General features: G+C 70.3%; 20 protein-coding genes. 6 read left to right on the forward strand and 14 right to left on the reverse strand.

Translation table 11 applies throughout. The features are described from left to right. The first annotated feature begins 73 nt into the window (after window positions 1-73). The 3 genes from ACIA5G_RS10470 (at window position 74) to ACIA5G_RS10480 (ending at window position 2,508) form a co-directional block, all read left to right on the forward strand. On the forward strand, window positions 74-775 hold the full coding sequence (locus ACIA5G_RS10470) for a S1 family peptidase (RefSeq protein WP_395922316.1): 702 nt from the start codon (window positions 74-76) through the stop codon (window positions 773-775). An 82-nt stretch (window positions 776-857) separates the two neighbouring features. After that, a complete protein-coding gene (locus tag ACIA5G_RS10475) occupies window positions 858-1,427 on the forward strand; it encodes a TetR/AcrR family transcriptional regulator (protein ID WP_395922317.1) in 570 nt (189 codons plus the stop codon). A gap of 73 nt (window positions 1,428-1,500) precedes the next feature. After that, complete coding sequence (locus ACIA5G_RS10480; protein ID WP_395922318.1) at window positions 1,501-2,508, forward strand: medium chain dehydrogenase/reductase family protein; 1,008 nt, start codon at window positions 1,501-1,503, stop codon at window positions 2,506-2,508. Window positions 2,509-2,556: 48 nt separating this feature from the next. Here ACIA5G_RS10480 and argG read toward each other — a convergent pair whose 3' ends face one another. Beyond that, window positions 2,557-4,005 (reverse strand): argininosuccinate synthase, encoded by a 1,449-nt coding sequence (gene argG, locus ACIA5G_RS10485; RefSeq protein ID WP_395922319.1) that lies wholly within the window; start codon window positions 4,003-4,005, stop codon window positions 2,557-2,559. A 92-nt stretch (window positions 4,006-4,097) separates the two neighbouring features. Between argG and ACIA5G_RS10490 the strand changes: the two genes are divergently transcribed. Beyond that, entirely contained in the window at window positions 4,098-4,964 is an 867-nt protein-coding gene (locus ACIA5G_RS10490; RefSeq protein WP_395922320.1) for an aminoglycoside phosphotransferase family protein, read from the forward strand. A gap of 54 nt (window positions 4,965-5,018) precedes the next feature. Here the strand turns inward: ACIA5G_RS10490 and glpD are convergent, their stop codons facing one another. Genes glpD through ACIA5G_RS10505 form a run of 3 tightly spaced genes read right to left on the reverse strand, consistent with a single transcriptional unit; the run spans window position 5,019 to window position 9,082 of the window. Continuing rightward, window positions 5,019-6,722 carry a glycerol-3-phosphate dehydrogenase gene (gene glpD / locus ACIA5G_RS10495; RefSeq protein ID WP_395922321.1) on the reverse strand — a complete coding sequence of 568 codons (1,704 nt, stop codon included), beginning with the start codon at window positions 6,720-6,722 and terminating at the stop codon, window positions 5,019-5,021. 9 nt (window positions 6,723-6,731) lie between these two features. Next, a complete protein-coding gene (glpK, locus tag ACIA5G_RS10500; protein ID WP_395922322.1) occupies window positions 6,732-8,249 on the reverse strand; it encodes a glycerol kinase GlpK in 1,518 nt (505 codons plus the stop codon). Window positions 8,250-8,263: 14 nt separating this feature from the next. Continuing rightward, window positions 8,264-9,082: an MIP/aquaporin family protein gene (locus ACIA5G_RS10505; protein WP_395922323.1), complete on the reverse strand. Its 819-nt coding sequence runs from the start codon at window positions 9,080-9,082 to the stop codon at window positions 8,264-8,266. A 153-nt stretch (window positions 9,083-9,235) separates the two neighbouring features. On the opposite strand from ACIA5G_RS10505, the gene ACIA5G_RS10510 reads away from it, so the two are divergent. Continuing rightward, on the forward strand, window positions 9,236-9,988 hold the full coding sequence (locus ACIA5G_RS10510; protein WP_395922324.1) for an IclR family transcriptional regulator: 753 nt from the start codon (window positions 9,236-9,238) through the stop codon (window positions 9,986-9,988). A gap of 235 nt (window positions 9,989-10,223) precedes the next feature. Continuing rightward, window positions 10,224-12,173 carry a glycerol kinase GlpK gene (glpK, locus tag ACIA5G_RS10515; protein WP_395922325.1) on the forward strand — a complete coding sequence of 650 codons (1,950 nt, stop codon included), beginning with the start codon at window positions 10,224-10,226 and terminating at the stop codon, window positions 12,171-12,173. Between the two features lie 145 nt (window positions 12,174-12,318). Here the strand turns inward: glpK (ACIA5G_RS10515) and ACIA5G_RS10520 are convergent, their stop codons facing one another. The 10 genes from ACIA5G_RS10520 to araB form a co-directional block, all read right to left on the reverse strand. Further along, complete coding sequence (locus ACIA5G_RS10520; RefSeq protein WP_395922326.1) at window positions 12,319-12,948, reverse strand: hypothetical protein; 630 nt, start codon at window positions 12,946-12,948, stop codon at window positions 12,319-12,321. Window positions 12,949-13,031: 83 nt separating this feature from the next. Then, window positions 13,032-14,156 (reverse strand): acyl-CoA dehydrogenase family protein, encoded by a 1,125-nt coding sequence (locus ACIA5G_RS10525; protein ID WP_395922327.1) that lies wholly within the window; start codon window positions 14,154-14,156, stop codon window positions 13,032-13,034. A gap of 18 nt (window positions 14,157-14,174) precedes the next feature. Continuing rightward, window positions 14,175-15,005, reverse strand: a complete 831-nt coding sequence (locus tag ACIA5G_RS10530) for a substrate-binding domain-containing protein (protein WP_395922328.1) — start codon at window positions 15,003-15,005, stop codon at window positions 14,175-14,177. 59 nt (window positions 15,006-15,064) lie between these two features. Then, on the reverse strand, window positions 15,065-15,757 hold the full coding sequence (locus ACIA5G_RS10535) for a hypothetical protein (protein WP_395922329.1): 693 nt from the start codon (window positions 15,755-15,757) through the stop codon (window positions 15,065-15,067). Window positions 15,758-15,889: 132 nt separating this feature from the next. After that, window positions 15,890-17,110 (reverse strand): multiple monosaccharide ABC transporter permease, encoded by a 1,221-nt coding sequence (gene mmsB / locus ACIA5G_RS10540; RefSeq protein ID WP_395922330.1) that lies wholly within the window; start codon window positions 17,108-17,110, stop codon window positions 15,890-15,892. Next, complete coding sequence (gene mmsA / locus ACIA5G_RS10545; RefSeq protein WP_395922331.1) at window positions 17,107-18,627, reverse strand: multiple monosaccharide ABC transporter ATP-binding protein; 1,521 nt, start codon at window positions 18,625-18,627, stop codon at window positions 17,107-17,109. Before mmsA ends, mmsB begins: the two co-directional genes overlap by 4 nt. Continuing rightward, the gene (gene chvE / locus ACIA5G_RS10550; protein WP_395922332.1) at window positions 18,624-19,730 is read right to left on the reverse strand and encodes a multiple monosaccharide ABC transporter substrate-binding protein; all 1,107 of its coding nucleotides are present in this window, start codon (window positions 19,728-19,730) and stop codon (window positions 18,624-18,626) included. Before chvE ends, mmsA begins: the two co-directional genes overlap by 4 nt. 17 nt (window positions 19,731-19,747) lie before the next feature. After that, the gene (gene araA, locus ACIA5G_RS10555) at window positions 19,748-21,256 is read right to left on the reverse strand and encodes an L-arabinose isomerase (protein ID WP_395922333.1); all 1,509 of its coding nucleotides are present in this window, start codon (window positions 21,254-21,256) and stop codon (window positions 19,748-19,750) included. A gap of 19 nt (window positions 21,257-21,275) precedes the next feature. Then, window positions 21,276-21,953: an L-ribulose-5-phosphate 4-epimerase gene (locus tag ACIA5G_RS10560; RefSeq protein WP_395922334.1), complete on the reverse strand. Its 678-nt coding sequence runs from the start codon at window positions 21,951-21,953 to the stop codon at window positions 21,276-21,278. Continuing rightward, entirely contained in the window at window positions 21,953-23,584 is a 1,632-nt protein-coding gene (gene araB, locus ACIA5G_RS10565; protein WP_395922335.1) for a ribulokinase, read from the reverse strand. Before araB ends, ACIA5G_RS10560 begins: the two co-directional genes overlap by 1 nt. Between the last annotated feature and the right edge of the window lie 9 nt (window positions 23,585-23,593).

The raw sequence follows: 23,593 nt of genomic DNA on the forward strand, positions 1-23,593 counted from the left end.
GCGGTGACGGTAGGTGCGTCCCTCACCATTCGTCACCGCGAGACCCCGGTCCGCGGCTGGAGGTTGATCCTAAGTGCGTATAGCGCGAACCGGCGTAGTCGTCACCGGTGTGCTCCTGTCGGCACTGGCGGCCGCGGCGCCGTCCCTGGCGGCCGAGCCGGCCATCATCGACGGCGGCAACGCCGACTCGCTCCACTCCGCGGCCCGGATGTTCGCCGGTGGCCAGGAAATCTGCTCGGCGACGATCATCGCCCCGGACTGGATCCTCACCGCGCGCCACTGCACGCAGGGCGCCGACGGCCAGCCGATCAGCTTCCACGTCGGCGACCTCGACCAGACGAAGGGCACCACGGTCAACGCCACGTCGGTGCACGAGGCTCCCGACTCCGACATCGCGCTCGTGCAGATCGACCAGCAGGTCGACACCGAGTACGCGCCGCTGGGCAGCGAGGGTGACGTCAAGGTGGGCGACCAGGCCGAGGTCTACGGCTGGGGCGCGACGTGCACCGACAAGCCGGAGATCGAGTGTCAGTCGCAGCTGCTGAAGGTGGCCGAGGTCAGCGTCACCTCGATCGACTGCCCGGACGGCGCGGCCGGCGTTTCGGTGTGCGCGAACCGCGGCGACGGCATCACCGCGGGCGGTGACTCCGGCGGCCCGATGTACGCCAACGGCAAGCAGGTCGGCGTCGCGTCGACCAGCGACCGCCAGTCCTACACGGCCTACATCAACATCACGAAGTACCGCGACTGGATCTCCCAGACCGCGGGGGTCTGAGCCACCCCGGCGAGGCAAGCCCCGGGTCGTCCACAGACCCGGGGCTTGCCTCGCCGACGAGAGTGAGTGTACAGTCACTCACATGACGAAGCGCGGTGCCACCCTCTCCACCTCCGACGCCCGGCGGGACGCCGTGGTCGACGCGGCCATCGCCGAGTTCGCGCGGGCCGGGTACCACAGCACCCCGATCAGCGCGGTCGCCGCCAAGGCCGACATCTCCCCCGCCTACGTCTTCAAGTTGTTCCCCGGCAAGGTTTCCCTGTTCGTCGCGGCACTCGACCGGTGTTACGAGCTCGTTGTGCACGCACTCTCGAACGGCGCCGCCCGCGCCGGGGACGCCGAACCGGAGAAGATCCTCTACGAGATGGGCGGCGCCTACGCGGAGCTGATCGCCGACCGGAACCTGCTCATGCTCCAGGTGCACGCCCAGTCCGCGGCGGACACACCCGAGATCGCCGACGCCGTGCGCCGCGGGCTGGCCAAGGTCACCGAGTTCACCCGGACCCGGTCCGGCGCCGGCGACGACCAGGTGCAGCGGTTCGTGGCCTACGGCCAGCTCTGCCACCTGATCGCCACCCTCGACCTCGACGACCACGCCGGCGAGTGGGCCGCCGTCCTCTCGGCCGGCATCCGCCACCCCGGCAAGAACTGAACCGCCCCGCCCCGGGGCTTTTGTTTGCCCACCGAGTGATTGACCAGTCACTCACACCTGAAGGGAAAGACCCGTGAAGACCACCGAAATCGTCCTCCCCGGCCTCGTCGAGCCGGACGGCCTGCGCGTCGAACACCGCGAGCTGCCGGCGCCGGGTGCCGGCGAAGCGCTCGTGCGCGTCGAAGCGAGCGGAATCTCCTTCGCCGAACAGCAGATGCGGCGCGGGAGGTACTACGACCAGCCGCCGTTCCCGTTCGTACCCGGCTACGACGTCGTCGGCACGGTGCTCGAAGCCGCCGACCCGGCCCTGGTCGGGCGCCGGGTGGCCGCGCTGACGAAGATCGGCGGCTGGAGCAGCCACCTCGTCCTCCCCGCCGCGGACCTCGTCCCGGTGCCGGACGCACTGGACGCCGCCGACGCCGAGACGTTCGTGGTCAACGGGATCACCGCCTGGCAGATGCTGCACCGGATCGCGAAGGTCGAGGCCGGCGGCACGATCCTCGTCCACGGCGCCAGCGGCGGGGTCGGCACCACGCTCGTCCAGCTCGCCCAGGCGGCCGGGATCAAGGTGATCGGTACCGCCTCGGCCCGCAACCTCGACGTCGTCACCGCGCTCGGCGCCACCGCCGTCGACTACCGCGGCGACGTGCCGGCCCGGGTGCGCGAGCTGGCGCCCGGCGGGGTCGACGCGGTGTTCGACCACGTCGGCGGCCCCGGGATCGTCGACTCGTTCCGCCTGCTGGCCCCCGGTGGCACGCTCGTCGCCTACGGCAGCGCATCGACCGTGCAGACCGGGGGCAGCCCGCGGGTGCCGGTGCTGAAGCTCTTCGCCCGCCTGCTGTGGTGGAACGCGCTGCCGAACCGGCGCCGGACGCACTTCTACAACGTCTGGGGTGGCAAGCGGAACCTCCCCCGCTTCCGCGCCCGGCTCGCCGAGGACCTCGGCGCGGTGTTCGCCCTGGCCGCGAAGGGGCAGATCACCGCCCAGGTGGCCGCCCGGATGCCGCTCACCGAAGCCGCGAAAGCCTTGACGCTGGCCGAATCCGGGACGGTCACCGGGAAGGTCGTGCTCGTCCCCTGAACACGCCGAAGGCCGCCATGGGATCCATGGCGGCCTTCGAAGTGATGCTCAGTCCGTGCCGAACTCCATCGCGGCGCTGTCGAGCAGCTCGTCGTCGTCGGTCTTGCCGCGGGAGGCGATCACCTGGGCGCCGCCCTCGGGCATCGCACCGATCAGCCCGGTCGAAGCCGCCTGGGCCGCGCCGATCAGCTTCGGGTGCGAGTTGCCGCCGACCATGCCGATGCTCGCGTACTGCTCGAGCTTGGCCCGCGAGTCCGCGATGTCGAGGTTGCGCATGGTCAGCTGGCCGATCCGGTCGACCGGGCCGAACGCCGAGTCCTCGGTCCGCTCCATCGACAGCTTGTCCGGGTGGTAGCTGAACGCCGGGCCGGTCGTGTCCAGGATGGAGTAGTCCTCGCCGCGACGCAGCCGCAAGGTGACCTCGCCGGTGATCGCGGTGCCGACCCAGCGCTGCAGCGACTCGCGCAGCATCATGGCCTGCGGGTCCAGCCAGCGGCCTTCGTACATCAGGCGGCCGAGCTGCCGCCCGTGGTTGTGGTAGCTGGCGAGGGTGTCCTCGTTGTGGATGGCGTTGACGAGCCGCTCGTAGGTCGCGTGCAGCAGCGCCATGCCCGGCGCTTCGTAGATGCCACGGCTCTTGGCCTCGATGATCCGGTTCTCGATCTGGTCGGACATGCCCAGGCCGTGCCGGCCGCCGATGGCGTTGGCCTCCAGCACCAGGTCGACGGCGGAGGCGAACTCCTTGCCGTTGATCGTCACCGGCCGGCCCTGCTCGAACCCGACCGTCACGTCCTCGGCGGCGATCTCCACCTCGGGGTCCCAGAACGCCACACCCATGATGGGCTTGACGATCTCGATGCCGGTGTCCAGGTGCTCCAGGGACTTCGCCTCGTGCGTGGCGCCCCAGATGTTCGCGTCGGTGGAGTAGGCCTTCTCGGTGCTGTCGCGGTAGGGCAGGTCGTGCGCCTGCAGCCACTCCGACATCTCCTTGCGGCCACCGAGCTCGGTGACGAAGTCCGCGTCGAGCCACGGCTTGTAGACCCGCAGGGAGGGGTTGGCCAGCAGGCCGTAGCGGTAGAACCGCTCGATGTCGTTGCCCTTGTAGGTGGAGCCGTCGCCCCAGATCTGGACGTCGTCCTCGAGCATGGCCCGCACCAGCAGCGTGCCGGTGACCGCACGGCCGAGCGGGGTGGTGTTGAAGTAGCCGCGGCCGCCGGAGCGGATGTGGAACGCCCCGCACGTCAGCGCCGCGAGCCCCTCCTCGACGAGGGCTTCCTTGCCGTCGACCAGCCGCGCGAGCTCGGCGCCGTACTGGCCGGCGCGCCCGGGCACCGAGTCGATGTCGGGCTCGTCGTACTGGCCGATGTCGGCGGTGTAGGTGCAGGGGACCGCACCTTTGTCGCGCATCCACGCGACCGCTACGGAAGTGTCGAGGCCACCGGAGAAGGCGATACCGACACGCTCGCCGACGGGCAGGGAAGTGAGCACCTTGGACATGCGAATGATTATGCACGGCTATGCATCGTCGTGCAATCCGGGGGTGCTCCGGCTCACGAAAACGCCGTTGACGTGCGTGGTTCGGTGAACCCATGCGGATGCACGCCGGCGAGCACACCATCACCGCCGCGCTGGTCAGGCGGCTGCTGGCGGCCCGGTACCCGCGGTGGGCGGACCTCCCGATCACGCCCCTGGCCTCCGGCGGCACGGTCAACGCCGTGTACCGCCTGGGTGACCATCTGACGGTCCGGCTCCCCCGCACCGCGGGCGGCGCCGGTGACGTGGCGAAGGAACAGCGCACCCTGAGCGCGCTCCACGCGCTGCCGGTGGCGGTCCCCGTCGTCGAGGCGATCGGCGAGCCTGCGGAGGGCTATCCGTGGCCGTGGGCGGTGCACCGCTGGCTCGACGGCGAACCGGCGGTCGAAGGCCGTCCGTTCGCCCCGGAGGCGCTGGCGGAGTTCGTCGTGGCGCTGCGGACGGTGCGGGCCGCCGGTCCTCCGGCCTACCGCGGTGGGCACCTGGCCGCCCTCAATCGCGCGACCCGGGCCGCGATCGAAGAGCTGCGCGGCACCGGCGAGCCGTTCGACGCCGACGCCGCCCTCGCGGTCTGGACCGAGGCCGCGGCGGCCCCCGCCGGCGCGGAAAGCTGGGTCCACGCCGATCTCATGCCGGGCAACCTGCTGCTCCACAATGGACGTTTCACCGCCGTCCTCGACTGGGCGACCGCGGGCCGCGGTGACCCCGCGTGCGACCTGATCCCCGCGTGGAACCTGCTGTCGGCGGCGGCTCGCGAGGTCTTCCGCGACGCCGTCGGCGCCGACGACGCGGCCTGGGCACGCGGCCGCGGCCGGGCGCTGTCGATGGCGGTGATCCAGCTGCCCTACTACCGCCACACGAACCCGGTCATCTCCGCCAACGCCCGCTACGTCCTCACCGAACTCGGCTGCCGAAAGCCGTGAAGGGCACCCTCATGGCTTTACGACCACGAGGGTGCCCTTCATGACATTCCGGGCTCAGCTGGGCAGGAGCGCCGGGGCCGCGAGGCGGGTGGCGTTCGCCGCCTCGTCGTCCGGGGCCTCCTGCGCCGAGCGCTCCGCTTCGACCCGCGCGAGGTAGTTGGCCACCTCACGGTCGGTCCGGTGCGCATCCCAGCCCAGCAGCGGCGCCATCAGCGCGGCGACGACCGGCGCCGCCGTCACGCCGCGGTCGCGTTCCTCGATGGAGATGCGCGTCCGCCGGGTGAGCACGTCCTCCAGGTGCAGCGCGCCCTCGTGCGAAACCGCGTAAACGGCTTCCACCCGAAGGTATTCCGACGTGTCCGTGATCGGCTCCCCGAGTGAAGGCTCCTCCTTGACCAGCTCGACGAGGTTCCAGATCCGCGTGCCGTACCGCTGCAGGAGGTGCTCGACGCGCCACAGCGGCAGCCCCGTCTTCGAAGCGACCGAAAAGCGGTCGGCCCACAGTTCGTGGTACCCCTCGGCGCCCACGATCGGCAGCCGGTCGGTCCACGACGGCGGAGCGGGCCGGCCGAGCTCCTCGACCACGACGTCGACGGTGTCCGAGGCCATCACCCGGTAGGTCGTGTACTTGCCGCCGGCCACGATCACCAGGCCCGGGACCGGGTGCGCCACCGCGTGCTCCCGCGACAGCTTCGTCGTCGCGGCCGCCTTCGCCGCCAGCAGCGGGCGAAGTCCGGCGTACACGCCTTCGATGTCGTCGTGCGTGACCGGGGTGCGCAGCACCGCGTTGAGGTGCTCCAGCACGTAGTCGACGTCCGCGCGGCTCGCCGCCGGGTGCTCGCGGTCGAGGTCCCACTCGGTGTCGGTGGTGCCGACGATCCAGTGCCGGCCCCACGGGATGACGAACAGGACGCTCTTCTCCGTGCGCAGGATCAGCCCGGTGTCGAGGTCGATCTTCTCCCGCGGCACCACCAGGTGGATGCCTTTGGACGCGCGCACGGTGAACGGCGCGGGGATCCCGGCCGCCGCCGCCATGTCGTCGCTCCAGACGCCGGTGGCCGCGACGACCGTGCGAGCGCGGATCTCGAACTCGACGCCGCTCTCACGGTCGACCACCTTCGCGCCCACGACCCGCTCGCCGTCGCGGAGCAGCGACGTCACGCGGGCCCGGGTCAGCACCGAAGCGCCCTGCTCGGCCGCCGTCCGCGCGATCGTCATCGTGTGGCGGGCGTCGTCGACCTGGGCGTCGTAGTACTGGATCGCGCCGATCAGCGCGTCGTCGGCCAGGCCGGGCGCCACCTTGAACGCGCCGCGCTTGGACAGGTGCCGGTGCCGCGGCAGGGCGCGGGCGCCGCCGAGCGTGTCGTACAGCGTGACACCGGCGCCGATGTACCCGCGCTCCCACACGCGGTGGTTGAGCGGCACCAGGAACTTCACCGGCCGCACCAGGTGCGGGGCCAGCGTCTGCAGCAGCAGCCCACGTTCCTTGAGGGCTTCGCGCACCAGCTTGAAGTCCAGCTGCTCCAGGTAGCGCAGGCCGCCGTGGATCAGCTTGGACGACCGGCTGGACGTCCCGGCGGCGAAGTCCCGCGCTTCGACGAGCGCGACGGACAGCCCGCGCGAGGCGGCGTCCAGGGCGACGCCGGCGCCGGTCACTCCCCCGCCGACGACCAGCACGTCGACCTCTTCGCGGGTCAGCTTCCGCAGTGTCTCCGCCCGGTAGGCGGGGGAAAGGGCGGTCACGGTGTTCCTCCTCATCTCAGGGCCTCACTCCACGTCGACCCAGTCGAGCGTGCGGCCGACAGCCTTCTGCCAGCCCGCGTAGCCCTCGGCGCGCTGCTCTTCCGTCCATGACGGCGCCCAGCGCTTGTCCTCGTTCCAGTTCTGCTCGAGCTCGTCGGTCGACCGCCAGAAGCCGACGGCCAGCCCGGCCGCGTAGGCGGCGCCGAGCGCGGTGGTCTCGGCGACGACCGGCTTCGACACCGGCACACCGAGGATGTCCGCCTGCAGCTGCATGCACAGCTCGTTCGCGGTGACCCCGCCGTCCACCCGCAGCACGTCGAGCGTGACGCCGGAGTCGTTCTGCATGGCCTCGACGACGTCCCGGGTCTGGTAGCAGATCGCTTCCAGTGTCGCCCGCGCCAGATGAGCGTTGGTCGTGGCGCGGGTGAGCCCGACGATCGCGCCGCGGGCGTCGGAGCGCCAGTACGGCGCGAACAGGCCGGAGAAGGCCGGCACGAAGTAGACACCGCCGTTGTCCTCGACCTGGCGGGCCAGGCTTTCGCTCTGCGACGCGCCGCTGATGATGCCGAGCTGGTCGCGCAGCCACTGCACGGCCGACCCGGTGACGGCGATCGAGCCCTCCAGCGCGTACACCGGCTTCTCGTCGCCGAACTGGTAGCACAGCGTCGTGAGCAGGCCGTGCTTCGAGCGGACCAGTTCGTGGCCGGTGTTGAGCAGCAGGAAGTTGCCGGTGCCGTAAGTGTTCTTGGCCTCGCCGGGCCGGAAGCAGACCTGCCCGACGGTGGCCGCCTGCTGGTCGCCGAGGACGCCGGTGAGCGCAACCTCGCCGCCGAGCGGGCCGTCCGCGCGGGTGACACCGAAGAAACCCGGGTTCGACGACGGCCGGATCTTCGGCAGCATCTGCTTCGGGACGTTGAAGAACGACAGCAGCTCGTCGTCCCAGTCGAGGGTTTCGAGGTCCATCAGCATGGTGCGCGACGCGTTGGTCGGGTCGGTGACGTGCACACCGCCGTCCGGGCCGCCGGTGAGGTTCCAGATGAGCCACGAGTCGGTGGTGCCGAAGAGCGCGTCACCCTTTTCGGCGTCTTCGCGGACGCCGTCGACGTTCTCGAGGATCCACTGCAGCTTGCCGCCGGAGAAGTACGTTGCGGGCGGCAGGCCGGCCTTGCGGCGGATGACGTCGCCCTTGCCTTCACGCTCCAGGGCCGAGGCGATCCGGTCGGTGCGGGTGTCCTGCCAGACGATCGCGTTGTGGTACGGGCGGCCGGTGCGGCGGTTCCACACGACGGTGGTCTCGCGCTGGTTGGTGATGCCCAGCGCGGCGAGGTCACCCGCGGTCAGGTTGGCCTTGTTGAGCGCGGTGGCGATGACCGAGCGGGTGCGTTCCCAGATCTCGGTGGCGTCGTGCTCGACCCAGCCGGGCTTCGGCAGGATCTGCTCGTGTTCGAGCTGGTGGCGGGCGATCTCGTTGCCACCGTGGTCGAAGATCATGAAGCGGGTGCTGGTGGTGCCCTGGTCTACGGCGCCGACGAAGTCAGGCATGGTCGTGCTCCCTTTCAGGCGGCGGGCTCGAGGTCCTTGGTGGACACGGTGTCGAACTGCTCCGCCGGGAGGAACCGCTCGATCAGGTACTTGTAGATCGCACCGCCGATGACCGCGCCGAGCACCGGCGCCACGATCGGGATCCACCAATAGGGGAAGCCGTACTGGTCGGACCACGCGGTGTCGTAGCCGGTCAGCCAGGAGGCCAGCCGCGGGCCGAAGTCGCGGGCCGGGTTGATCGCGTAACCGGCGTTGGTGCCCCAGGCCATGCCGATGGCGACGACCAGGAAGCCGACGACGACCGGGGCGAGGTTCGCGGCCGGGGCGGTGTTGCGGAGGTCGGTGATGGCGAAGATCACCAGGACGAGGATCGCGGTGCCGATGATCTGGTCGCGGAAGGCGCCCCAGTCACCCACCGGGAGCGTGCCGTTACCCGGCAGGGTGGAAAACACACCCTGGGTCTTGATCGTGAGGCCGGGGTCCTTGGCGTTGAGCACCTCGGTGTAGTTCCAGCGCACGAGCATGGCCGCGAGGAACGCGCCGGCCGTCTGGGCCAGGGCGTAGGGGGCGACCTTGCGCCACGAGAAGCCCTTGAAGACCGCGAGGGCGACGGTCACGGCCGGGTTCAGGTGCGCGCCGCTGATCCGCGAAGCGACGTAGATGCCGAGCGTGACGCCGATGCCCCAGGCCCAGGCGATGCTGTCGTGGTCCCCGATGCCGCCGGCGACGACCTGCGCCACCACCCCGCACCCGAAAAGGATGAGGATCATCGTCCCCACGAACTCGGCGGCCAGTTCGCCGGCGAGTCCGTGGGCCTTGAGGTTTCGCACCATTGCTTCCTCCACAAAGGACCGTTCTTCCCCCTGGTGATGGACAGCCAAGTCCGCCGGTCACAGCCGGTCAACGGACGCCGGTCGGCATTGTCGAACGGCCGGAGTGGATGTTCGACATTGTCGAATCAGGGCCGGTCGGGCTAGGGTCGCGGCGTGCCCGGTCCGATCCAGTCCATCGAGCGCGCCGCCGCGATCCTGCGCTTGCTGGCGCGCGGCTCGGGACGGCTGGGCGTCGGCGAGATCGCCGAGTCGCTGGAGCTGGCGAAGGGCACCGCGCACGGGATCCTGCGCACGCTGCAGGGCGTCGGGTTCGTCGAGCAGGACCGCGACACGGGCAAGTACCAGCTCGGGGCGGCGCTGCTGCACCTGGGCACGAGCTACCTGGACGTCAACGAGCTGCGGTCCCGGGCGATCAACTGGGCCGACGCGCTGGCGTCCCGCAGCGGCGAAGCGGTCCGGATCGGCGCGCCCCTGGACGGCCGGGTGCTGGTCGTGCACCACGTGTTCCGGCCGGACGACAGCCTGCAGACCCTCGACGTCGGCACCCTGCTGCCGCTGCACGCGACGTCGCTCGGCAAGGTCCTGCTGGCCTACGATTCGACGCTGAAGGCCACTTCGGAGGCTTACACACGCCGCACCCTGGTCACCCAGACCGCGATCAAGCGCGCGTGTGCGAAGGTACGCGAAGCGGGCTGGGCGCTGGAGAACGGCGAGATGATCTCCGGCGAGGCCGGCATCGCGGCGCCGATCCGCGGCCACGGCGGCATCGTGGTCGGCGCGATCGGCGTGTCCGGCGCGGAGGAACGCATCTGCGAGCACGACGGCAGCCCGAACCCGAAGCTGCTGGGCCACGTCCGCGACGCGGCGCGCGCGGTGTCCCGCGACCTGGGCGCGTCCCGATGGTGACCCGGCGCCACGGCGGCACCCGAGGCGCCGCCCGCAACGGCCAACACGGCGCGAGCCTCAGCGCGTTGGCCGCTCCGGGCATCCGCGGTCGCCGACTTCGAGCCCCTGGGGCCGCCTCCTTGAGCTCAAGCGGCGTCCGGCCCCGGCCCTGGCCATCGAGTGGGCGCGTCCTGATGGTGAACGCGAGCTCGCCGCCGAGCCAGTGCGGCCGCCCGATGGTGATGGAGGTGCATCCGTGGTCCAGCGGTACGTGATGTCGGTCGACCAGGGCACCACCTCCACCCGGTGCATCCTGTTCGACGCCCGCGGCCGGCTCGTCTCCGTCGTGCAGCGGGAGCACCAGCAGCACTTCCCCCGCCCCGGCTGGGTCGAGCACGACGCCACCGAGATCTGGCGGAACCTCGCCCGGATCGTCCCGCAGGCGCTGGCCGACGCCGGCGCCACCGCCGAGCAGGTGGTCGGCCTCGGGATCGCCAACCAGCGCGAGACCACCGTGCTGTGGGACCGGCACACCGGCAACCCGGTCGGGCGGGCGATCGTCTGGCAGGACACCCGCACCGACGCCATGCTCGAACAGCTCGCCCGCGAGCCCGGCGCCGACCGCGTCCGGCAGCTGTGCGGCCTGCCGCTGGCGACGTACTTCTCCGCGCCCCGCATCCGGTGGCTGCTCGACCGCACGCCCGGCCTGCGCGAGCGCGCCGAGCGCGGCGACGTCCTCTTCGGCACTATCGAAAGCTGGCTGATCTGGAACCTCACCGGCGGCGCCGAGGGCGGTGTGCACATCACCGACGTCACCAACGCCTCGCGCACCATGCTGATGAACCTGCGCACGCTGAGCTGGGACAACGAGCTCCTCGACTTCTTCGACGTCCCGCGCGCGATGCTCCCGGAGATCCGGTCCTCGACCGAGGTGTACGGCACCACGACCCGGGTCGTGCCCGGCATCCGGATCGCCGCGGCGCTCGGTGACCAGCAGGCCGCGCTGTTCGGCCAGACCTGCTTCGCGCCCGGCGAGGCGAAGTGCACCTACGGCACCGGCAGCTTCCTGCTGCTCAACACCGGCCCGACGCCGGTGCTGTCCACCCACGGCATGCTCACCACCGTCGGCTTCAAGATCGGCGACGAGCCCGCGGTGTACGCCCTCGAAGGCTCGATCGCCGTCACCGGGTCGCTGGTCCAGTGGTTCCGCGACGGCCTCGAGCTGATCGGCAGCGCGCCCGAGATCGAAACCCTGGCGAGGACGGTCGAGGACAACGGCGGTTGTTACATCGTGCCCGCGTTCTCCGGGCTGTTCGCGCCGCACTGGCACAGCGAGGCCCGTGGGGTGATCGCGGGGCTGACGTCGTACATCACCAAGGGCCACCTCGCGCGGGCGGTGCTGGAGGCGACCGGCTGGCAGACCCGCGAGGTCGTCGACGCGATGAACGCCGACTCCGGGCTCGCACTGTCGACGTTGAAGGTCGACGGCGGGATGACCGCCGACAACCTGCTGATGCAGTGCATCGCGGACGTCCTCGACGTGCCGGTGGTCCGTCCGATGGTGGCCGAGACGGTGTCGCTGGGCGCGGCTTACGCGGCGGGGCTGTCCGTCGGATACTGGCCGGACCTCGAGGGCTTGCGGCGCAACTGGCACCGCGCCGGCCAGTGGCTGCCGGCGATGGACCCGGCCCGCCGCGACAGCGAGTACGCGCACTGGCGCCAGGCCGTGGAGCTGACGTTCGGCTGGATGCGTCCCGGCCCGGCCGCGGACGCGCCCGGCTCGGACCTGGTCGAGGTGCTGCTGGCCGACCACCGCCGGTTCGAGCAGCTGTTCCGCGACCTGCGCAACACCGAAGCCGACCGCCCGGCCCTGCTCGCGGAGCTGGCGGCCCTGCTGGTGGCCCACGCGACGGCGACCGAGCGGATCGTCCGCCCCGACGAGCCCGGCGCACCGTTCGGTGACGACCTCTTGGCGGTCTTGGAGGCCGGCGACTCCGAGAAGGCGTTGCTGCGCCTGGAGAACCTCGTCGACGCCCACGTCCGCGGCGAGGAACGCGGACTGCTCAACGACCTGCGCCGCACGATGTCCACTTCGGACCGGACGAGCCTCGGCCGGGCGTTCGCCGCGGAGCGCCGCCGCCAGCTGGGCCTCAACTGCGGTAATGCGGACCACGTCCGCGAGCTCGGCGACCGGCTGAAGCTCTAGCCGGTCATCCTTCGCCGGGGTCGCTGGATTCGCCTTTGCGGTGCTTCGATGCGGCGGCCGAGGTGGGCACCGAAGCGGTCGCGCTTTCCAAGGCTCTGTCGACCACGCGATCCAGCGCTTTGTCCCGGAGCCGCTCGCTCCCCAGTTACTTCGCAACCTTGCGCGAGCACTCGAGGTAGTGGCTCACCAGCGGCTGGGAGAATGTGCTGCCGATCGCCGCCAGACCACCGACCACCAGCTGCCGAGTCCACTCGGGCGACCGCATCACGACGATCACGCCTGCTCCCAGCTCGATCAAGCCGATCGCCATGGCCACCTGAGAGTTCCGGAACGAGCTCCGAGCGTGCCGCACCGTCATGGCGTGATAGTTCTCGATGAGCAGATCATTGCGGGTACGCCCGGTGTGCAGGGTATCCGGGGACGTCGGCAGGGCCGAACTCGGCGAATCGTCCCCGGTCACTTTCCTCGGCCACAGCCGAGGAAACACGACAAGTGCGCCGAGGCCGGCGATGGCGATACCGATTCCTGCCCAGCGGCCCACGATCGTGGTCAAACCCAGATCGGCGGGTTGTGTGATGAGGAAGAACACGACAACCGCGACCACGTAGAAAAGAGCCATTCCCGTGTACTGCCGCAAGAGGAGGTACAGCCGGACCGGGGCCTTCTTCTCGTGCGCGCCGACCGGAGTCGACAGGACTACATCGAGTACGTCGGCCACCGGGGCGCCTTGGGCCACATCGGGCTGGGCGACTCCATTGCCGCGGTTCTCCGGCATTCGCACGCTCCGTGGCCGATCGGGGGAAGGATGGCAATTCCGCAACGATGTCGCCGTCGCGCCCCGCAGCGTTACGCGGCGGATCAGAGAAATCCCGGAAAGGGTTGCGCGCCCAGGAAGACCGCGCCTGCGGCGTCGTACATGCCTTCGGTCAGGAACGCGTGCTGGGGCACCACCGCCGCGTCGCGTAGGTGGCGCTGCAGCGGGTGGTCGGCTTCGATCGCCGACGTGCCGCCGAGCCGGTACGCGGCCTGGACCACGTCGAAGCCGACGCGGGCCGTGTGGGCCGCTGCCAGGCGCAGCAGGCTCACCTGCTCCGGCCCTGGTGTGCCCGTCAACGCCGTTTCCCAAGCCTCTTCGGTGGCTTCATACAAGAACGCGCGCACCGAACGGAGGTCCGCCTCGGCCTTCGCGAGGGCGATCCGAGCGTACGCGCGGTCCGCGAGGACGGGACCGCCGGTCAAGCCGGTGCGGCCCGCGCCGAACCCGGTCACGTGGTTGAGGGCCGCGCGGGCGATGCCGAGGTTGACCACCGCGAGCACCTGCGACGCGTACGCCAGCGCTGGATAGCGGTAGAGCGGCTCGTCGATCGTCGCGCCGCCGCCGCGGACGAACGTCCACTCCGCGGGGACGAAGGCGCCGTCCACCCGCAGGTCGTGGCTGCCGGTGCCGCGCATGCCGAGCGCGTCCCAGGTGTCGACGACCTCCACCCGCCCGGCCGGCAGCACGGCGGTGCGCGGCCGGCCCGTGGACCCCGTGCCGATGCCGACGCCGAGGTAGTCGGCGGCGAGGCAGCCGCTGGCCAGGCGCCACTGGCCGCGGACGCGGAACCCGCCCGGCTCCTCTTCGGCGGGCTGCACCGGGAAGAGCGCACCGGCGAAGACGAGGTCCGGGCCGTCGGCGTACAGCCGGGCTTGGGTTTCCGGTGGCAGCGCGGCGAGATACACCCCCGACGCGCCGAAGCTGGCGACCCAGCCGGCCGATCCGTCCACTTCGGACATCCGCTCGACCATCGCGAGGAACTCCGCGGGCGGCCGGGCGTCACCACCGAAGCGTTTCGGTGTGGTCGCCCGGTAGAACCCGGCCAGGCGGAACTTGTCAACGACGTCGCGAGGCACGTGCCGCAGCCGGGTGAACTCCCCCGCCCGGCGCGCCACCTCCGCCAGCGCCGCGTCGAAAGCGGGCGATGTCCCCCGGGTGCGCGCCATGCGCCTCAGGGTAACCGGTCACCACCGGGCCGGGCGGCTGCTTTCCCGCACCACCAGCACCGCCTCGACCGTCCCGCTCACCGGGGCGGCCACCCCGTTGATGCGGGCGGTGAGCACATCCAGCGTCTGCCGTCCCGCGGCCAGGAAGTCCTGGCGGACGGTGGTCAACGGCGGTGCGAAGTAGGCAGCTTCGGGAACGTCGTCGAAACCGACGACGTGCGCGTCGCGCGGCACCCGCATCCCCGCTTCGGTGAACGCCGCGAGCAGGCCGAGGGCCATGTGGTCGTTGGCCGTGAACACCGCGCACAACCCCGACTCGACGGCGAGGGACTGCCCGGCGCGATACCCGGACCGGGCCGACCAGTCGCCGCGGATGACCGGCGGCACGTCCGCGCCGTACCGTTCGAGGGCTTCCCGCCAGCCACGCTCACGGGCGCGGGCGATCGGCCCGTTCTCGGGGCCGCCGAGGTGCCAGACGGTCGTGTGACCGATGTCGAGCAGGTGTTCCGTGGCCCTGCGTGCGCCTTCACGCTGGTCGGCCGACACCGCCGCGACGAGCGGGATCCCGGTGACCGGCGCCGGCTCGGCGGCCAGGTGCGGGTCGAGCAGCACGATCCCGGCCACCCCCTGCAGCCGCAGGCCGGCGACCGCGGCCGGCACCGCGGCGCCGCGGCCGGGAACACTGAAGACGCTGAGCGCGTACCCGTGTTCCCGGGCCGCCGCACGGAGCCCGTGCAGCGCCGGGCCCGCGGACCTCGTCGTGATCACACCCAGCGTGCCCCGCCGGGCGACGGCCCGCGCGCGGAGCGGGCTTTCGGCTGACTCGGGACCTGCGTCGTCCACGGGCATGGGTCGATGTTAGCGATCACACCGCCAGACGTGAACTTCCTTCACTTTCCATAAATAGCTCAGGAAGTGGTGACCGAGTAGCTGTTCGCCGCGAAGTCCAGCCCGCCGGCCGACGAGGTGATCTCGAAGCCGAACTGGACCTCGCCGAGCGTCACGTCGCCGAACCAGCCCCGGCCCCGGATCCAGTTCAGCACCGCGAGGACGTCGACGGTGCCGGAGTTCGTGTTCGACGTGCGCACGAAGGAGAACACGGCGTTCGAGCCGTTCGAGCCCCGGTAGACGTCCCAGGTGTGCCCGCCCACCGTCGCGGTGGCCTGCTTGCTGCCCAGCGGGCCGACCGCACCCTGCTTGTTCATCCAGAGCATCGTTTCGTAGGCGTTGTTGTCCGCCCAGATGTCGTAGGCAGTCTCGTAAGCGCCGCTACCCGGGCGCGTCACGGAGAAACTGCTGGAGACGCGGCTCAGCGCGCTGAGCTTCTTGCCGACGTTCTTCGCCGAATGCGGGTACGTCTTCACTCCGCCGGTGTTCGGCTGATCCGACCAGACACCCCAGTTGGAATACGAATTCGCCCAGATGGTCTGCGGGCCGGCACCACTGCCCCAGACGTCGTTGCGGACGGTGTACCCACCGTGGGACCAGGTCGCCCATTTGTCCGAGGACGACCACGTCGCCGCCGTGGCAACACCGGCCGAGGTGACCACGGAAGCGGCCACGGTCAAGGAAATCACAAGGGAACGCACGGCTTTGTGCATGGAAAGGTCCTCCACTGGTGAGGGAATCACCAGCACTATGACCGTCCCGTTACCACCCGGTCAAGCAATTCGAGAACTTCGAAAAAGAAAGGGGCTTTCCCGTCGAACGGGAAAGCCCCTTTCGACACTGACTCAGGAAGCCGCGCGCCGCTTCGTCCAGATGTCGTACGCCACCGCCGCCAGCAGCACGACGCCCTTCACCAGCATCACCCGCTCGCTCGGGGCGCCGATCAGCGACATCCCGTTGTTGATCACCGCCATGATCAACCCGCCGGTGATCGCGCCGACCACCTTGCCGACGCCACCCTGCACCGCCGCGCCGCCGATGAACGCCGCCGCGATCGCGTCCAGCTCGAAGTTGACGCCCGCCGTCGGGCCCGCCTGGTTGAGCCGGCCCGCGAAGATGATCCCGGCCAGGGCCGCCAGCACGCCCATGTTGACGAAGATCCAGAACGTCACCGACTTGACCTTGACGCCCGAAAGCGTCGCGGCCTGCAGGTTGCCGCCCACGGCGTAGATGTGCCGGCCGAACACCGACTTCCCGGCCACCAGTGAATAACCCAGCACCAGCGCCGCCAGCAGGATCAGCACCCACGGCAGGTTCTTGAACCGGGCCAGCTGCACCACCAGGGCCAGCACCAGCACCGCGATCCCGGCGATCTTCAGCACGAACACCGCGAACGGGTCGACGTCCTGGCCGTAGCCCAGCCGCGCCGAGCGCTTCCGCCACTGCGTGAACCCGATCCCGGCGACGGCCGCGACGCCGGCGAGCAGCGACACCAGGTCGGCGCCGCCGAGCGGGCCGAGGCCGATGTTGCCCAGGTAACCGTCGGTGAAGCCGTTGGACAGCGTGCGGATCGCGTCCGGGAACGGGCCGATGCCCTGGTTGCCCAGCACCGTCAGGGTCAGGGCCCGGAACGCCAGCATCCCGGCGAGCGTCACGATGAACGCCGGAATGCCGAAGTAGGCGACCCAGTAACCCTGCCAAGCGCCGATCGCCGCGCCGACGACGAGGGTCACCAGCACCGCCCAGAACCACGGCAGGTGCCAGTTCACCATCAGCACGGCCGAGACCGCGCCGGTCATCGCGACCACCGACCCGGCGGACAGGTCGATGTGCCCGGAGATGATCACCAGGATCATCCCGATCGCGAGGATCAGCACGTAGGAGTTCTGCACGATGATGTTGGAGATGTTCTGCGGTTCCAGCAGCGCGCCGCCGGTGAGCACCTCGAACAGCACCACGATCAGCGCGAACGCGACGTAGATGCCGCTCTGGCGCGGGTTGATCGAGATCCGCCGGGCGGAGCGCTCGGCCGGGGGCGCGTCGGGACGCGCTTCGGTCGTGGTCATTGCCGTTCCTTGGTCATGTACTGCATGAGCAGTTCCTGGGTGGCTTCTTCGCGGGTCGCCTCGCCGGTGATCCGCCCGGCCGACAGCGCGTAGATCCGGTCGCAGAGCCCGAGCAGCTCCGGCAGCTCGGAGGAGATGACCAGCACGGCCTTCCCCTGCGCGGCCAGTTCGTTGATGATCGTGTAGATCTCGAACTTCGCGCCGACGTCGATGCCGCGGGTCGGCTCGTCGAGGATCAGCACGTCCGGGTCGGTGAAGATCCACTTGGCCAGCACGACCTTCTGCTGGTTGCCGCCGGAGAGCTTCCCGGTCACGCTGCGCACGGTCGGTGCCTTGATCGAAAGGCTCCGCCGGTACCCGACGGCCGTCTCGTGTTCGGCGTGCTCGTTGACCCAGCCGCGCTTGGCCAGCTTGCCCAGCCCGGCCGCGGACACGTTGCGCTGGATGTCCTCGATCAGGTTGAGCCCGTAGCGCTTCCGGTCCTCGGTGGCGTACGCGATGCCGTGGCGGACGGCGTCGCGCACCGACCGGACGTCGATCTCCTCGCCGTGCTTGAGGATCCGCCCGGAGATGTCCTTGCCGTAGGACCGGCCGAACACGCTCATCGCGAGCTCCGTCCGGCCCGCGCCCATCAGGCCGGCCAGCCCGACGATCTCCCCGCGCCGCAGCGAAAGCGACGCGTGGTCGACGACGACCCGGCCGGCCTGGGTGGGACTGTGCACCGTCCAGTCCTCGATCCGCAGCACCTCTTCGCCGATGTCCGGTTCCCGGGGCGGGAACCGGTGCTCGAGGTCGCGCCCGACCATTCCGGTGATGATCCGTTCTTCGGTCAGGCCGGCCGCGTCGAGGGTGTCGATGGTGCGGCCGTCCCGCAGGATCGTGACGGTGTCGGCGATCGCGGTCACCTCGCCGAGCTTGTGCGAGATGATCACGCACGTGACGCCGTCGGACCGCAGCTCGCGCAGCAGGTCCAGCAGGTGCGCCGAGTCCTCGTCGTTGAGCGCCGCGGTGGGCTCGTCGAGGATCAGCAGCCGGACCTCCTTGGACAGCGCCTTGGCGATCTCGACCAGCTGCTGCTTGCCGACCCCGAGGTCCCGCACCGGGGTGACCGGGTTCTCCGCGAGGCCGACGCGCCGGAGCAGCGCGCCGGCCTCGTGGTTGGTGCGGTTCCAGTCGATCCAGCCCCGCTTGCCGCGTTCGTTGCCGAGAAAGATGTTTTCCGCTATCGAGAGCTGCCCGCACAGCGCGAGCTCCTGGTGGATGATCACGATTCCGTGCCGCTCACTGTCGCGCACCGAACCGAACTCGCACCGCTGCCCGTCGAAGTGGATCTCACCGTCGTACGTCCCGTGCGGGTAGACGCCGGAAAGCACCTTCATCAAGGTGGACTTCCCGGCGCCGTTCTCCCCGCAGATCGCGTGGATCTCGCCGCTGTTCACGGAAAGGGTGACGTCCGACAGCGCCTTGACCCCGGGGAAGGTCTTGGTGATCCCGCGCATGCCGAGCAGTTCGGTCATTTCAGCTGACCCGCCGTGTAGTAGCCGGAGTCGACGAGCTCCTTCTGGTAGTTGGCTTTGTCCACGGTGACCGGCTGCAGCAGGAAGGACGGCACGATCTTCTTGCCGTTCTCGTAGTCGGTCGTGTTGTTGACCTCGGGCTTGCCGCCCTTGAGCACCGCGTCGGCCATCTTCACCGTGGTGTCGGCGAGGATGCGGGTGTCCTTGAAGATCGTCGAGTACTGCTCACCGGCGATGATCGACTTGACCGAGGCGACCTCGGCGTCCTGCCCGGTGACGATCGGGTACGGCTGGCCGGCGGTGCCGTAGCCGTTGCTCTTCAGGGCCGAGAGGATGCCGATCGACAGGCCGTCGTACGGCGAGAGCACGCCGGCGACCTTGGCGCCACCGGTGTAGGTCTTGGTGAGCAGGTCCTCCATGCGGCGCTGCGCGGTGGCCGGGTCCCAGCGCAGGATGGCTGCGCGGGCGAAGTCGGTCTGCCCGCTCTTGACCACGAGCTTGCCGCTGTCCATCAGCGGCTTGAGCACGGACATCGCGCCGTTGAAGAAGAAGGTGGCGTTGTTGTCGTCCGGCGAACCGGCGAACAGCTCGATGTTGAACGGGCCCGCGCCGTCACCCAGCCCCTTGACCAGCGAGTTCGCCTGCTCGACGCCGACCTTGAAGTTGTCGAACGTGGCGTAGTAGTCGACGTTGGGCGAGTTGCGGATCAGCCGGTCGTAGGCGATGACCGGGATCTTGCGGTCGGCCGCCTCCTGCAGCTGGGTGGTGATCGCGGTGCCGTCGATCGAGGCGATCACCAGGAGCTTGGCGCCCTTGGTGATCTGGTTCTCGATCTGGTTCACCTGGGTGGGGATGTCGTTCTCGGCGTACTGCAGGTCGACCTTGTAGCCGAGCTTCTCCAGCGCCGACTTGATGTTGTCGCCGTCGTGGATCCAGCGTTCCGACGACTTCGTCGGCATGGTGACGCCGACGAGGCCGCCCGCCGCCGCGGCGGCGCCGGGTGCCGCCGTCTGGTCGGCGGTCTTCTGGCTCGAACCGCACGCCGACAGCGTGAGCACGAGCCCCGCGGCAGCGATCCCCGCGAGTGTTCTGGTGAACTTCATTGTTCCTTCTTCCTTTCTCAGAAACCTTGAGCGAGCCGGTGGTAGGCCTGGTTCCAGCGGATGCGGTCGGCGAAGTCGTGCGGGGTCGTGTCCTGGTCGATCACCAGCAGCTCGACGCCGAGCAGGTTCGCGAAGTCGCGAAGGGTCTCCGTGCCCACGGCCTGGGTGAGCACGGTGTGGTGCGGGCCGCCCGCGGTGATCCACGACTCCGCGGACGTCGCCAGCGACGGCGCCGGCTCCCACACCGCCCGCGCGACCGGCAGGTTCGGCAGCGGCTCGTCCGGCGGGACGACCTCGATCTCGTTGGCGACCAGCCGGAACCGGTCGCCGAGGTCGACCAGGCCGAGGGTGACGCCGGGGCCGGGCGCGGCGTCGAACACCAGCCGGACCGGGTCCTCACGCCCGCCGATGCCCAGCGCGTGGATCTCGCAGGACGGCTTGGCAGCGGCGATGCTGGGGCAGACCTCCAGCATGTGCGCGCCGAGGATCTTCGGCGTACCCGGCCCGAAGTGGTAGGTGTAGTCCTCCATGAACGACGTGCCGCGGTCCTGGCCGGCGCCCATCGCCTTGACCGCCGCCAGCAGCGCGGAGGTCTTCCAGTCGCCCTCACCGCCGAAGCCGTAACCGTCGGCCATCAGCCGCTGCACCGCGAGCCCGGGCAGCTGGCGGAGGCCGCCGAGGTCCTCGAAGTTCGTGGTGAACGCGCCGAATCCGCCATCGGTGAGGAACTTCCGCATCCCGGCTTCGATCTTGGCCGCGTAGCGGAGGGAGTCGTGCCGCGCTCCCCCGGCCGCCAGCTCCGGGACGACGTCGTAGTCTTCGGCGTAGGCCGCTACCAGACCATCCACTGTGTCCTTTTCGGACACCTGGTCGACCAGCTCGACGAGGTCGTTCACCCCGTAGGTGTTGACCGAGACACCGAACCGCAGTTCGGCCTCGACCTTGTCCCCCTCGGTGACGGCGACGTCGCGCATGTTGTCGCCGAACCGGGCCAGGCGCAGGTTCCGCAGGTGGTCGGCACCGATCGCGGCCCGCGCCCACGCGTCGATCCGCGCGACGACGACCGGGTCGGAGACGTGCCCGGCGACGGTCTTGCGCGGGACGCCGAGCCGCGTCTGGATGAACCCGAACTCGCGGTCGCCGTGCGCGGCCTGGTTGAGGTTCATGAAGTCCATGTCGATGGTGGACCACGGCAGCGCTTCGTTGAGCTGGGTGTGCAGGTGCAGCAGCGGTTTGCGCAGCGCGTCCAGCCCGGTGATCCACATCTTCGCGGGCGAGAAGGTGTGCATCCATGCGATGACGCCGACGCAGGCGGCGTCGGCGTTGGCCTCCTGCAGGACCCGGCGGATCGAGGAGGCCTCGGTCAGCACCGGCTTGCCGACGATCTCGGCCGGCAGCCCGCCGGAGGCGGCCAGGAGCTGCTGGATCCGCAGGGACTGGCCGGCGACCTGCTCGAGGGTCTCCTCGCCGTAGAGGGCCTGGCTGCCGGTGAGGAACCAGAGCTGGGGTTTCGACGCGCGGGTCATCGTTTCTCCTGGAAGCGTTTCAGTGCTGGCCGTAGACGTTCTGGTACCGGGCGTAGAGCCGGTCGACGTCCTCGGGTGGGAGGGGTTCGGGCGTGCCGAGCTCGAAGGCCTTGTGCACGGTGCGGGCGACGTCCTCGACCATCACCGCGGCCTTGACCGCGTCGCGGGCGGTGCGGCCGACGGTGAACGGGCCGTGGTTGCGCATCAGCACCGCCTTGGAGCGGCTGGTGCGCAGCGTTTCGACGATGCCGCGGCCGATCGAGTCGTCGCCGATCAGCGCGAACGGCCCGACCGGGACCGGGCCGCCGAACTCGTCGGCCATCATCGTCAGCACGCACGGGATCGGCTCACCGCGGGCCGCCCACGCCGTCGCGTAGGTGGAATGCGTGTGGACGACCCCGCCGATCTCCGGCAGGTGCCGGTAGACGTAGGCGTGCGCGGCGGTGTCGGACGACGGCGCGAGCTCACCGTGCACCAGCTCGCCGTGCAGGTCGGTGACCACCATCGTGTCGGCGGACAGGTCGTCGTAGGACACGCCCGACGGCTTGATGACCATCAGCTCGCGGCCGGGGACCCGCGCCGAGACGTTGCCCGCGGTCCAGATGACCAGCGCGTTGCGGGTCAGCTCGCCGTGCAGGTTCGCCACGGTCTCCCGGAGTTCGGCGATGGTGTCGAGGACTTCGTCGGTCAGAGACATCAAGACCGTCCTTTCGCGACGGCTCGGCGGCGGGCCGCCAGGCGGTGCATGACATCGTTGGCGCCGCGGCCGAAGTAGTCGTGCAACGTCGTGTATTCGGCGTACAGCTCGTCGTACGCGGCGACGTGCGCGGGCACCGGCTGGTACACCGCACGCTGGACCGAACCCATCGCGGCGGCGGCCGCGCGGATGTCCGGGTAGGCCCCGGCGGCCACGGCCGCGTGGATCGCCGACCCGAGCGCGGGCCCCTGCTCGGAGCCGATGACCGACAGCGGCAGGTTCGTGACGTCGGCGTAGATCTGCATCAGCAGCGTGTTCTTCATCAGCCCGCCCGCGATGATCAGCTCGGTGACCGGCACCCCGGCGTCCCCGAAGGTCTCGATGATCTTGCGGGTGCCGAAGGCCGTGGCTTCCAGCAGCGCGCGGTAGACGTCCTCGGCGCGGGTGGCGAGGGTCTGGCCGACGATGACGCCGGACAGCTCGTGGTCGACGAGCACCGACCGGTTGCCGCTGTGCCAGTCCAGCGCGACCAGGCCGTGTTCGCCGATCTCCTGCTGCGCGGCCAGCCGGGTCAGCTGCTCGTGACCGTCACTCGCGAAGTGCTCGGTGAACCAGCCGAAGATGTCGCCCACACCGCTCTGCCCGGCCTCGTAACCCCACAGCCCGGGGACGATCCCGCCGTCGACCACCCCGCACATGCCGGGGACCTCACGCAGTTCGGCGCCGTTCATCACGTGACACGTCGAGGTGCCCATGATCGCCACCATCTGCCCGGGCTCGACGGCGTTCGCGGCGGGTGCGGTGACGTGCGCGTCCACGTTGCCCACGGCGACCGCGATGCCTTCGGGCAGCCCGGTCCAGGCGGCGGCCTCCGCGCTGAGGCCGCCTGCGCGGGCACCCAGCTCACCCAGGGGGTGTTCCAGCTTGTCGGCGACGAAGGACTCGAAGCCCGGGGCCAGTTCGCGGAGGAAGTCGCGGCTCGGGTACTGGCCGTCCTGCAGGATGCCCTTGTACCCGGCGGTGCAGGCGTTGCGGACGTAGGTTCCGGTGAGCTGCCAGACGATCCAGTCGGCCGCCTCGACCCAGTGCCGCATCGCCGCGTAGACGTCCGGCGCCTCTTCGAACACCTCGAGTCCCTTGGCGAACTCCCATTCCGACGAGATCAGCCCGCCGTAACGCGGGAGCCACTTCTCGCCGCGGGCGCGGGCCAGGTCGTTGATCCGCACGGCCTGCGGCTGGGCCGAGTGGTGCTTCCACAGCTTCACGTACGCGTGCGGGTTGCCTTCGAACTCGGGCAGCTCGCACAGCGGTGTGCCGTCGGCGGTCGTCGGCACCATGGTGCACGCGGTGAAGTCGGTGGCGACGCCGATCACATCGGCCGGGTCCACCCCCGCCGCGGTGATCGCGGCGGGGACGGCAGTGCGCAGCACCCCGACGTAGTCCGCCGGCACCTGCAGCGCCCAGTCCGGTGGCAACGCGCGGCCGGTGGCGGGCAGCGTCTCGTCGAGCACGCCGTGCGGGTACTCGAAGACCGCGCTGCCCAGTTCGGCGCCGTCGGCCACGCGCACGACCACCGCACGCCCGGAGAGCGTGCCGAAGTCGACGCCGACGACGAGAGGGTCTGCTGACACTTCTGGTTC

Origin of the sequence: Amycolatopsis sp. NPDC051758 (assembly GCF_044453095.1) — a bacterium.
Taxonomy (GTDB): domain Bacteria; phylum Actinomycetota; class Actinomycetes; order Mycobacteriales; family Pseudonocardiaceae; genus Amycolatopsis.

What these genes read in the sequence shown, in the direction of transcription:
- ACIA5G_RS10475 (WP_395922317.1), top strand. Translation starts at nt 858, where the DNA reads ATGACGAAGCGCGGTGCCACCCTCTCCACCTCCGACGCCCGGCGGGAC.
- argG (WP_395922319.1), bottom strand. Translation starts at nt 4,005, where the DNA reads ATGTCCAAGGTGCTCACTTCCCTGCCCGTCGGCGAGCGTGTCGGTATC.
- ACIA5G_RS10490 (WP_395922320.1), top strand. Translation starts at nt 4,098, where the DNA reads ATGCGGATGCACGCCGGCGAGCACACCATCACCGCCGCGCTGGTCAGG.
- glpD (WP_395922321.1), bottom strand. Translation starts at nt 6,722, where the DNA reads ATGAGGAGGAACACCGTGACCGCCCTTTCCCCCGCCTACCGGGCGGAG.
- glpK (WP_395922322.1), bottom strand. Translation starts at nt 8,249, where the DNA reads ATGCCTGACTTCGTCGGCGCCGTAGACCAGGGCACCACCAGCACCCGC.
- ACIA5G_RS10505 (WP_395922323.1), bottom strand. Translation starts at nt 9,082, where the DNA reads ATGGTGCGAAACCTCAAGGCCCACGGACTCGCCGGCGAACTGGCCGCC.
- ACIA5G_RS10520 (WP_395922326.1), bottom strand. Translation starts at nt 12,948, where the DNA reads ATGCCGGAGAACCGCGGCAATGGAGTCGCCCAGCCCGATGTGGCCCAA.
- ACIA5G_RS10525 (WP_395922327.1), bottom strand. Translation starts at nt 14,156, where the DNA reads ATGGCGCGCACCCGGGGGACATCGCCCGCTTTCGACGCGGCGCTGGCG.
- ACIA5G_RS10530 (WP_395922328.1), bottom strand. Translation starts at nt 15,005, where the DNA reads ATGCCCGTGGACGACGCAGGTCCCGAGTCAGCCGAAAGCCCGCTCCGC.
- ACIA5G_RS10535 (WP_395922329.1), bottom strand. Translation starts at nt 15,757, where the DNA reads ATGCACAAAGCCGTGCGTTCCCTTGTGATTTCCTTGACCGTGGCCGCT.
- mmsB (WP_395922330.1), bottom strand. Translation starts at nt 17,110, where the DNA reads ATGACCACGACCGAAGCGCGTCCCGACGCGCCCCCGGCCGAGCGCTCC.
- mmsA (WP_395922331.1), bottom strand. Translation starts at nt 18,627, where the DNA reads ATGACCGAACTGCTCGGCATGCGCGGGATCACCAAGACCTTCCCCGGG.
- chvE (WP_395922332.1), bottom strand. Translation starts at nt 19,730, where the DNA reads ATGAAGTTCACCAGAACACTCGCGGGGATCGCTGCCGCGGGGCTCGTG.
- araA (WP_395922333.1), bottom strand. Translation starts at nt 21,256, where the DNA reads ATGACCCGCGCGTCGAAACCCCAGCTCTGGTTCCTCACCGGCAGCCAG.
- ACIA5G_RS10560 (WP_395922334.1), bottom strand. Translation starts at nt 21,953, where the DNA reads ATGTCTCTGACCGACGAAGTCCTCGACACCATCGCCGAACTCCGGGAG.